A 9,602-nucleotide genomic window follows, 5' to 3' on the forward strand; every position below is an offset into this window, starting at 1 on the left:
CTAGGGTCCTTCTGACGGATCTCCTTGGAAGAAGGAGCGGCGTCAGGGGGCACCTCCCAGCGGTAGCTGGGGGAGCGTGCTCTCGGCGTGCCGCGGGGAAGCCCTCGTAGCGGAGCTACTTGGGTTTTCGCGCGGTGGGGCGAGAGGGCGTGCCGGGCGTCGCGACGCCGCGGAGATCCGTCAGAAGGACCCTAGGCGCCGTCCGGGACGGTCCGCCCGGCAGGCGGCCCCCAGGAGGCCCGGCCCAGCGGGGTGAACCGCACCGGAGTGCCGGGGACGGCCTGCGCCGCGGCGGCCAGATACCGCTCCGGCACGACGCCCACGACCGGGTAGCCGCCGGTCGTCGGATGGTCGGCGAGGAAGAGCACCGGCCGTCCGTCAGGCGGGACTTGGAGCGCGCCGAGCGCCATGCCCTCACTGGCCAGCTCACCGTCCCGCGCCCGCTCCAGCGAAGGACCCTCGGTCCGCAGGCCGATCCGGTTGCTCGCGGCCGAGACGCGGAAGTCCCCGGTGGAGAGGGTGCGCAGCCCCGCGGGGGTGAACCAGTCGTCACGCGGACCGAGCACCACAGGGAGCACCAGCTCGGGTGCGACGCCCCGATGCGGCACCCCGTCCACAGCCGGCACCGGCCCGCGCGGCCGCCCGAGCCGCAGCACCGCGCCGTCCGCGAGCGGCGCCGGGCCCAGTCCGGAGAGCACATCCGTGGCCCGGCTGCCGAGCACCGGCTCGGCCTCGACACCACCGTCGAACGCCACATAGCTGCGCACCCCATGGGCGGCGGCCCCGGCCTCCAGGAGCGCGCCCGACGGCACCCGCACGGCCGCGCCCCACGCGACCGGGCGGCCGTCGACCGTGACCGGGCAGGGGGCGCCGGTGACCGCGACCGTCGCCGGGCGGCGGAGCCGCACCGCACAGCCGGTGAGCGTGGTCTCCAGGGTCGCGGCTCCTTCGGCGTTGCCCACCAGGCGGTTGGCGAGCCGGTGGGCGGGCTGGTCGAGCGCCCCCGAGCGGGGCACCCCGAGATGGGCATGGCCGATCCGGCCCAGGTCCTGAACGGTGGTCAGGGCTCCCGGCCGTACGACGACGAAGGCGCTGTCGGTCATGGCGCCGCCCCTTCCGGGGTCGCGCCGTCCGATACCGGGATGAAGCGGACGCGAGTGCCGGGGGTGAACAGCGCCGCCGGTTCCCGCGCGGTGTCCCACAGCACGGTGTCCGTGGTGCCGATGAGCTGCCAGCCGCCGGGGGAGGAGCGCGGATAGACGCCCGTGTATCCGCCCGCGAGAGCCACCGAGCCGACCGGCACCCGGGTCCTGGGCGTCGCGTGGCGCGGTACGTGGAACCGCTCGGGCAGCCCCGTCAGATAGCCGAAGCCGGGCGCGAAGCCGCAGAAGGCCACCCGGAACTCGGCACCGGAGTGGATCCGTACGGCCTCCTCGGGCGTCACCCCCCACCGCCGCGCGACCCCGTCCAGATCGGGCCCGTCGTAGCGCACGGGCACCTCGACGATCTCACTGTCGCCACGGTCGAGGGGTGGTATCCGCCAGCCGGGCAGCTCGGCCGCGAGCCGCCCGGGGTCGGCGAGCCCGTCGAGGAACACGGTCCGGGCGGCGGGCACGATCTCACGCACGGCGGGCAGCCGCCGTTCGGCGGCGCGGCGCAGCAACTCGGCGTGGAGCGCCTCGGCCGCCTCACCGCTGTCGAGCTCGATGAGCAGCCCGTGCTCGCCGACGGGCAGGGTCCGCACCGTCATATGAACGCCGCCACGCGCACCCCCGCGGCGGCCAGCTCGGACCGTACCCGGCGGGCGAGGTCGGCGGCGCCGGGGGTGTCGCCGTGGACGCACAGCGAGCGCACGTCCACCTCGATGCGCCGTCCGTCGACCGAGGTCACCGCGCGGTCGCGGGCGAAGCCGAGGGCGCGCTTGACCACCGTGTCCGGGTCGTGGACCACGGCGCCGGGCTCGGTGCGCGGCACGAGCGTCCCGGCGGCGGTGTAGGCGCGGTCGGCGAACGCCTCGGCGATCACCGGCAGCCCGGCCGCGCGGGCCGCCTCGTGCAGCCGGGACCCGGGCAGCCCCAGCACCGGCAGCGGACCGCCGGCGGCCAGCCTGACGCCCTCGACCACGGCGGCGGCCTGCGCCTCGTCGTGCACGCTGCGGTTGTAGAGCGCGCCATGGGGCTTGACGTAGTGCACCCGCGTCCCGGCGGCGCGGGCGAAGATCTCCAACGCGCCGATCTGATAGGCGATCTCGTCGGCCAGCTCCCGGGGCGGGACGTCCATGCTGCGCCGGCCGAAACCGGCCAGGTCCCGGTAGGAGACCTGGGCCCCGACGCGCACCCCGCGCTCGGCGGCCAGCTCGCACACCCGGCGCATGGTCGAGGGGTCTCCGGCGTGGAAGCCGCAGGCGACATTGGCGCTGGTGACGATGGACAGCAGGGCCTCGTCGTCGGTGAGCTGCCAGCGGCCGAACCCCTCGCCGAGGTCGGCGTTGAGATCGATGGACAGGTTCGCCAAGGATGCGGTCATATCCGTCCGTTCGGGCGTGGGGGATACGTGAGGGGTTGCGGATGGCACCACAAGGTAAGCGATCGTTGAACGATCCGACAAGATGGTTGTTGTCCGGTGACGGTTTCTGGGCTTGACTTCTCGCTATACGGGACGAACGAGACACCGAACAGGGGCTGATGTGGCGAACGGGATAACGGGTGCAAACCGCCGTTCCGGCGAGTCGTCGGACGAGTCGCCGGAGATGTCGGAGGCGCCAGGGACGGCGGAGGCCGCGGAGCCGACCGGGTATGCCCCGGTCGGCTCCGGTCTCGCCGCCGGACTCGAGGCCGACCGGGCGCTGCTGGGGCGCACCAGCACGGCGGAGCGCGTCGCGGACATCCTGCGCGACCGCATCGCCGAGGGGTTCTTCCCGCCCGGCACCCGGCTGTCCGAGGACAGCGTGGGCGGCGCGCTCGGCGTCTCGCGCAACACCCTCCGCGAGGCGTTCCGCCTGCTGACCCACGAGCGGCTGCTGGTGCACGAGCTGAACCGCGGCGTCTTCGTCCGCGTCGTCACGGTCGACGACCTCAACGACATCTACCGGGTGCGCCGGCTCGTCGAATGCGCGGCGGTGCGCGGCCTGGGCGAGCCGCCGTACGAGGTGCGGGCGGTCGAGGCGGCGGTCCTGGCGGGCGAGCGCGCCGCCCGGGACCGGGCCTGGCAGGACCTGTCCACCGCCAATATCCGCTTCCATCAGGCGATCGTCTCCCTCGCCGGAAGTCCCCGCGCGGACGAACTGATGCGCGCGGTGCTGGCCGAGCTCCGGCTGGTCTTCCACGTCATGGCCGACCCCCGCCGCTTCCACGCCCCCTATCTGGTGCGCAACCGCCAGATCCTGGAGGTGCTCCAGAGCGGCGACGCGGTGGAGGCCGAGCGGCTGCTCGCCTCCTATCTGGACGATTCCCAGGGGCAGTTGGCCGATGCCTACGGGCGGAAGATGTCCCGTCGATAGAGGTTTCCCAGCGGTAAACGATCCGGCGGGGCCGGAACAAGTTCGTTTCAGGCTCTTGTCGGATCGTTGAACGAACGCCTAGCCTCCGGTGCACCCTCCTCACGCCCCCCGTGAGGTCCTTGTGCGCGGAAGGCGGGACGCATGATCGTTCTCCTTGGCGTCCTCGTGGTGATCCTCGGATTCGCCACACGACGCAACCCGTTGCTGGTGGTGGGGGTCGCCGGCATCGCCACCGGACTGCTGGCCAAGCTCTCGCCCCAGGAGATCCTGGCGGCCTTCGGCAACGGCTTCGCCGCCAGCCGCTCGGTGACGATCTTCGTCATCACCCTGCCCGTGATCGGCCTCCTGGAGCGCCACGGCCTCCAGGAACAGGCCCGTACCCTCATCGGCCGGCTCGGCAAGCTCACCACCGGCCGGTTCCTCGCCCTCTACCTGCTGCTGCGCCAGCTCACCGCCGCCCTCGGCCTCACCAGCATCGGCGGCCCGGCCCAGAGCGTGCGGCCCATGGTCGCGCCGATGGCCGAGGGCGCCGCGGAGCGCCGCCACGGCCCGCTGCCCGAGCGGGTCCGCGAGCGCGTCCGCTCGTACTCCGCCAGCGCCGACACGGTCGGGCTGTTCTTCGGCGAGGACTGCTTCCTGGCCATCGGCTCGATCCTGCTGATCACCGGGTTCGTCAACACCACGTACCACACCCATCTGGAGCCGCTTCAGCTGGCGCTGTGGGCCATCCCCACCGCCGTCTGCGCGTTCCTCATCCACGGCTTCCGGCTGCTGCGCCTGGACCGCTCACTGGACCACGACCTCGCCGCCTCCGGCGGCCGATCCGCTGCCGAGGGCAGCCGCACCGCGGAGGAAGCCAAGTGATCAAGGCGGAGTGGTTCTACTGGCTCGTCGGCGCCGTCTTCCTCGCCATGGCCGCCCAGATGGCCGTCGACCGCACCAACCCCAAGCGCCTCGGCTCGGCCGCCTTCTGGGGGCTGCTCGGCGGCTGCTTCTTCTACAGCAGCTGGGTGGTGGAGAAGAAGGCCCCGGCCGAACCGCTGGGCGTCGCCGTCCTCGCCATGGTCTGCCTGGGCGGCTTCCAGCTCACCGGGCGCGGTGTGCCGCGCACCACCACGCCCGAGCAGCGCGCCGCATCCGCCGCCCGGCTCGGCAGCAGGCTGTTCGTCCCGGCGCTCACCATCCCGCTGGTCGCCGTCGTCTGCGCCTCGGCCGTCAAGCACTGGCACATCGGGGGCGAACCGGTCCTGGAGGCCGGCAGTGAGACCATCCTCGGCCTCGGCTTCGGCGCGATCGTCGGGCTGCTGGTCGGCATGGTCGTGGTGCGCGAGCGGCGGCCCGCCGTGCCCCTGCACGCCGGGCGGAGCCTGCTGGAGTCCATGGGCTGGGCGCTGCTGCTGCCCCAACTGCTCGCCGTGCTCGGCTCCATCTTCCAGGAGGCAGGGGTCGGCACCCAGGTCGGCAAGATCACCGAACAGGTGCTGCCGGAGGGCCAGAAGTACGTGGCCGTGGCCGTCTACTGCGTGGGAATGGCCCTGTTCACCGTCATCATGGGCAACGCCTTCGCCGCCTTCCCGGTGATGACCGCCGCCATCGGCTGGCCCGTGCTCATCCAGCAGATGCACGGGGACGCGCCCGTCGTCCTCGCCGTCGGCATGCTGGCCGGATTCTGCGGCACGCTCGTGACACCCATGGCCGCCAACTTCAACCTGGTGCCCGCCGCCCTGCTGGAACTCAAGGACCAGTACGGGCCCATCAAGGCGCAGATCCCCACCGCCGGGGCGCTGTTGGTCTGCAACATCGCCATCATCTCGCTGTTCGCCTTCTGAAGGGGGCCGCCGCTGTGACCCGCGTGCTTCTCACCGGCTTCGAACCCTTCGCGGGCTCGGCCGTCAACCCGTCGTGGCAGGCCGTGTCCCTGGTGGCCGCCGATCCGCCGCCCGGCACCGAGGTCACGGCCGTACAACTCGCCTGCGTCTTCGGCACCGCCCTCGAGGAGCTGTCCGCCGCCGTGGCGGAGGCCGACCCCGACCTGGTGCTGTGCGTGGGCCAGGCGGGCGGCCGTCCCGGCGTCACCGTCGAGCGGGTGGCGATCAACGTGGACGACGCCCGGATACCCGACAACGCCGGACGGCAGCCCATCGACGAACCGGTGGTCGAGGGCGGCCCCGCCGCCTACTTCGCGTCCCTGCCCGTCAAGGCGTGTGTCGCGGCCGTCCGCGAGGCGGGGATTCCGGCCGCCGTCTCGCAGACTGCCGGAACGTTTGTGTGCAACCACGTCTTCTACGGTCTGGCCCATCTCATCGCCACCGAGCGGCCCGCCCTGCGCGGCGGCTTCGTCCACCTCCCGTACGCGCCCGAACAGGTCGTGGACGGCGCCGAACCCGCCCTGCCCGCCGCCATGGCCGCGGACGCGCTGCGGGCGATCATCGGGGCGGCCGTGAGCACCCGGACCGATCTGCGCGTCGCCGAGGGGGCAACGCATTGAACGCTTACGAACCGAACGCGGCCAACGAGCCGGACGAGACGAATGAGCCGGACGGGACCGGGAGCGAACTCGGCCGGTACGCGGCCCGGTTCGCCGCCCTCGCCACCGCCAACGTCACCCGGGCCTACCCCAACGCCCCCGCGCATCTGCTGCGCGGCCCCGAGGACCTGGTCGAGCCGCGCCGGCACCACCCCGCCTTCTACGGCTCCTACGACTGGCACTCCGCGGTCCATATGCACTGGCTGCTGGTCCGGCTGCTGCGCCGCTGCCCCGACCGCGTCCGCGCCGACGAGGTCACCGCCGTACTGGACGGGCACCTTACGGCCGGCGCCCTCGCCGCCGAGGCGGACTATCTGCGCGCCCATCCCTCGTTCGAGCGCCCTTACGGATGGGCCTGGCTGCTCGCGCTGACCGCCGAGTGCCGGAGCCTGCCGGGGCCCGCGGGCGAGCGCTGGGCCGAGGCCCTGGAACCGGCCGCCGACGCCGTCCGCGCACTGCTGGGCGGATGGCTGGAACGCGCCACTTACCCGGTGCGGCACGGCGTCCACACCAACAGCGCCTTCGCCCTCGGCCTGGTCCTGGACAGCGCGGCCGCCGCGGGCGCCAAGGGGATCGTCGAACCGGTCACCGAGGCCGTCCTCGACTGGTTCGCCGACGACCGCGACGCCCCCGTCCACTGGGAGCCCTCCGGGCAGGACTTCCTCTCACCCGCGCTCACCGAGGCCGAGGCGGTCTGCCGGGTACTGCCGGAGGAGGAGTTCGCGCGCTGGCTGGAACGCTTCCTCCCCGGCGTCGAATGGGGCGCGCCCGTCACCGTGCTCACCCCGCCCATCGTCTCCGACCCCGCCGACCCGCAGATCGGTCATCTGCTCGGCCTCGTCCTCAGCCGGGCCGCCGCGCTCCGCCGCCTGGCCGCCGCCCTGCCGCACGGCGATCCGCGGGCGGACGTGCTGCGGACGGCGGCCCGTGACCATCTGGCCGCGGGGCTCCCGGCCACCGTCTCCGGGGACTTCACCGGCGACCACTGGCTCGCCACCTTCGCGGCACTCGCCCTGGACGGACCACCGGCCGGTGAGCCGTAGACTGACGGACCGGTGAGGTGCGGGGGACGCGCCGGTGTACGCGCGTGCACGCGCGGGGGACCTGGTGTGTCATAGCGGGATCTCCGTGCCGTTTCGTACGTTGTCGGTGCGACCGCCTACTCTGTGCGACGTGACATCTCCACCCCCGGGGGCCGCCGCGCCCCAGCTCAACACCGCTGACGGGGCCGCCCGGCCGGCCCCGGGCCCGGCCGCGGACGAGGGCCTGGCCCGGCGGCTGCGCGCGCTCGCCTGCACCGCGCCGCTGCACGACCTGGACGCGCGCAAGGCCAACCTCGCGGGGGAGTACGGGGTGTACGCGATGGCGGAGGTCGCCCTCGCCGCCATCGACCTCGTCACGCTCCACATGGACTTCGACACCGGCGCCGACCACGAGCAGATAGTGGCCAGGCTGCTGCCCCGGGTGGCGGCCCAGACCCCCGGGCGCCCCGCCGCCGAGCACGACCGGGTCGCCCGCTGGGTGCTGGAGAACCTGATCAACGTCGGCAGTGTGGACCGCGGCTTCCGCGCCGTTTACGGCACCTTCGGGCCCGATGGGGTGTATGTCCGCAGGGACTACGACTTCAAGCTGATCGAGGAGGTGCCGGGGCCCGGCGGCAGCGTCTATCTGCGCACCACCGACGAGGCGGTCAACGTCCTGGTCGGCGCCCTCGACACGGACGTCACCAGCGCGCAGATCGCCGCCGAGGTCAAGCTGGAGGTCCTGATCAGCCGGGGCCGCCTCGCCGATGCCCAACTCGCCGCCGAGCAGGCCCGTTACCGCACCGTGCAGTACTCGGAGACGCTGCGCCGCACCCTCGACGCCACCCGGCGCAACGTCCGCGCCGTCGACTGGCTGAGCACCGTCCCCGAGCTGATCAGCGAGGCGCTCGACCACGTCGCCGACCGCTACCGCCACGAGAACGCGATCCTCACCAACATCCGCAAGGCACGCGACGAGGCCGAGGGCGCCGAGCACAAGCGGCGCGCCGCCGAGCTCGTCGACATCGTCAAGGACTGCATCCGGCGCCACACCCAGCTGCAGTCCCGGCTGCTGGAGGCCGGTCCGCTGTTCCGCGCCGAGCAGGACCGCCAAGCCTTCGCGCCCCCGGCCCCGCGCTCCGGATACGACCTGTACGGACAGCTGCTGGCACCCGTCCTCCCGCTGCCCCTCGAGCGCGCGGGCCGGGTCACCGACGCGTTCTTCGGCCGCGGCACGGGGCTGCGCACTCCGACCTCGGTGCGGATGAGCGACCTGGTCGAGATGCTGCTCACCCCGCCCGTGGAGCGGGAGCACCTCGGCGCGGAGATGCCCGAGCCGGACCTCATCGCCACCCCCGACGACAGCCGCTTCAGCGAGGAGCAGCTCGCGGTGGCCATGGAGCTGCTCGAACTGCCCGCGGACGCCCCGCGCCGGCTGTCCGGGCTGCTCGCCGACGCCCGTCGCCGCGACCCCGATCTGCCCTATCTGATCGCCCTCCTGGCAGTCCACGCCGCCAGCCCCCCGGTCGGCACCGCCTACCGCCAGGGCGAGCAGCGGCTGCTGTTCGCCGTGGACGACGGCACCGAACTGGACGACCCCGAATTCGGCGGCGCCGACCTGATAGTGGGCACCGCCCTGCTGGACGCGGTCGGTATGGCGGCCGACCGCGCGGAGGTGGCGTGATGACCGCGACCCATGAGTACGCCCCGCGCGAGGAGGTTCAGCCGTGACCGAGTACGACATCGACGAGATGCCACCGCCGGACGCGGCACCCGCCCCGGCGGCGGCCGGGCTGACGCCCGCCGACGCGGCCGACGCCGCGCGGCTGGTGGCCTTCGGGCTCCAGCCCAAGCTGCTGCCCGCGCGGGACGTCGAATACGCCGAGCTGCTGCGCCGGCACCGCGACGAACCGGCGTTCGCGCGCCTCACCGACGCCATCGCCGCCGGGCTCGGGCTCATCGTGCTGGAGGTGTCGACCCGCGCCGGTATGGCGGTGACCGCCGCCGAGGACTCCGTCTTCGCCGTCCGCATGGGCGACTACGCCCGCCGGGCCGCCACCGACTCCGCCGACCGCTTTCTGCACGGCCTCGCCCATCTCGCCGTCGCCGCCCTGGCGTTCCCCCGCCCCGAGGACCTCGCCGACGACGGCTATATCGGCCGCGTCACCGTCAACGGGGTCGACGCCTTCGTCCGCCAGGCGTGCCGGCGGCTGGAGGAGCGCGCCGAGGAGCAGGGGGAGAACACCGACCCCGCCACCGGTGCGCCAGGGCTGGAGTCCGCCTGGCGGGTCTACGCCCGGCGCAGCGCGACCGGCGCCACCAAGGACGCGCGCAGGCTCGCCGGTTCCACCACCGGCATCGTCGGCAAGGCCGTCGCCTTCCTGGTCGACTCCGGCTTCCTCCAGCGCACCGGCGACGAATCCGGCGGCACCTACCGCACGACCGCCCGCTATCAGCTCCAGGTGCGCGACATGGCGGCCTCCGCCGCCATGGCCGAGCTGCTGGAGCTCGGCGTCGTCCCCGTCAGCGACGGCGGCGCCACCCTGCTGCCCGC

At 73.5% G+C, this 9,602-nt stretch carries 10 protein-coding genes; 7 read left to right on the forward strand and 3 right to left on the reverse strand.

The genetic code is table 11. From position 1 onward, the window contains the following. Positions 1-191: 191 nt before the first annotated feature. From GWI24_RS33720 to GWI24_RS33730, 3 genes are read right to left on the reverse strand one after another with little or no spacing between them, the layout of a single operon-like run. Positions 192-1,103, reverse strand: coding sequence for a biotin-dependent carboxyltransferase family protein (locus GWI24_RS33720; RefSeq protein ID WP_210949855.1), 912 nt, complete (start codon positions 1,101-1,103; stop codon positions 192-194). After that, positions 1,100-1,750, reverse strand: coding sequence for an allophanate hydrolase subunit 1 (locus GWI24_RS33725; protein WP_210949856.1), 651 nt, complete (start codon positions 1,748-1,750; stop codon positions 1,100-1,102). The genes GWI24_RS33720 and GWI24_RS33725 overlap by 4 nt, the downstream gene beginning before the upstream one ends. After that, the gene (locus GWI24_RS33730) at positions 1,747-2,526 is read right to left on the reverse strand and encodes a LamB/YcsF family protein (RefSeq protein WP_210949857.1); all 780 of its coding nucleotides are present in this window, start codon (positions 2,524-2,526) and stop codon (positions 1,747-1,749) included. Before GWI24_RS33730 ends, GWI24_RS33725 begins: the two co-directional genes overlap by 4 nt. A gap of 223 nt (positions 2,527-2,749) precedes the next feature. Here GWI24_RS33730 and GWI24_RS33735 point away from each other — a divergent pair, with 223 nt between their 5' ends. The 7 genes from GWI24_RS33735 to GWI24_RS33765 form a co-directional block, all read left to right on the forward strand. Beyond that, positions 2,750-3,499, forward strand: a complete 750-nt coding sequence (locus GWI24_RS33735; RefSeq protein WP_247617231.1) for a GntR family transcriptional regulator — start codon at positions 2,750-2,752, stop codon at positions 3,497-3,499. Positions 3,500-3,640: 141 nt separating this feature from the next. Continuing rightward, the gene (locus GWI24_RS33740; protein ID WP_210949858.1) at positions 3,641-4,363 is read left to right on the forward strand and encodes a DUF969 domain-containing protein; all 723 of its coding nucleotides are present in this window, start codon (positions 3,641-3,643) and stop codon (positions 4,361-4,363) included. Continuing rightward, positions 4,360-5,328 carry a DUF979 domain-containing protein gene (locus GWI24_RS33745; RefSeq protein ID WP_210949859.1) on the forward strand — a complete coding sequence of 323 codons (969 nt, stop codon included), beginning with the start codon at positions 4,360-4,362 and terminating at the stop codon, positions 5,326-5,328. The genes GWI24_RS33740 and GWI24_RS33745 overlap by 4 nt, the downstream gene beginning before the upstream one ends. A 14-nt stretch (positions 5,329-5,342) precedes the next feature. Further along, positions 5,343-5,987 (forward strand): pyroglutamyl-peptidase I, encoded by a 645-nt coding sequence (pcp, locus tag GWI24_RS33750; RefSeq protein ID WP_210949860.1) that lies wholly within the window; start codon positions 5,343-5,345, stop codon positions 5,985-5,987. Further along, entirely contained in the window at positions 5,984-7,069 is a 1,086-nt protein-coding gene (locus tag GWI24_RS33755) for a DUF2891 domain-containing protein (RefSeq protein WP_210949861.1), read from the forward strand. The genes pcp and GWI24_RS33755 overlap by 4 nt, the downstream gene beginning before the upstream one ends. Positions 7,070-7,199: 130 nt before the next feature. Then, positions 7,200-8,732 (forward strand): hypothetical protein, encoded by a 1,533-nt coding sequence (locus GWI24_RS33760; RefSeq protein WP_210949862.1) that lies wholly within the window; start codon positions 7,200-7,202, stop codon positions 8,730-8,732. Between the two features lie 67 nt (positions 8,733-8,799). Continuing rightward, a partial coding sequence (locus GWI24_RS33765; protein WP_210949864.1) for a hypothetical protein occupies positions 8,800-9,602 on the forward strand: 803 nt, incomplete at its 3' end.

The sequence above is a fragment of the Streptomyces sp. MK37H genome (genome assembly GCF_018035285.1).
Classification (GTDB): domain Bacteria; phylum Actinomycetota; class Actinomycetes; order Streptomycetales; family Streptomycetaceae; genus Streptomyces; species Streptomyces endocoffeicus.

Bases quoted from the DNA above. Each gene is read 5' to 3' on its own strand.
- GWI24_RS33725 (WP_210949856.1), bottom strand. From the start codon at position 1,750: ATGACGGTGCGGACCCTGCCCGTCGGCGAGCACGGGCTGCTCATCGAG.
- GWI24_RS33735 (WP_247617231.1), top strand. From the start codon at position 2,750: ATGTCGGAGGCGCCAGGGACGGCGGAGGCCGCGGAGCCGACCGGGTAT.
- GWI24_RS33740 (WP_210949858.1), top strand. From the start codon at position 3,641: ATGATCGTTCTCCTTGGCGTCCTCGTGGTGATCCTCGGATTCGCCACA.
- GWI24_RS33720 (WP_210949855.1), bottom strand. From the start codon at position 1,103: ATGACCGACAGCGCCTTCGTCGTCGTACGGCCGGGAGCCCTGACCACC.
- GWI24_RS33730 (WP_210949857.1), bottom strand. From the start codon at position 2,526: ATGACCGCATCCTTGGCGAACCTGTCCATCGATCTCAACGCCGACCTC.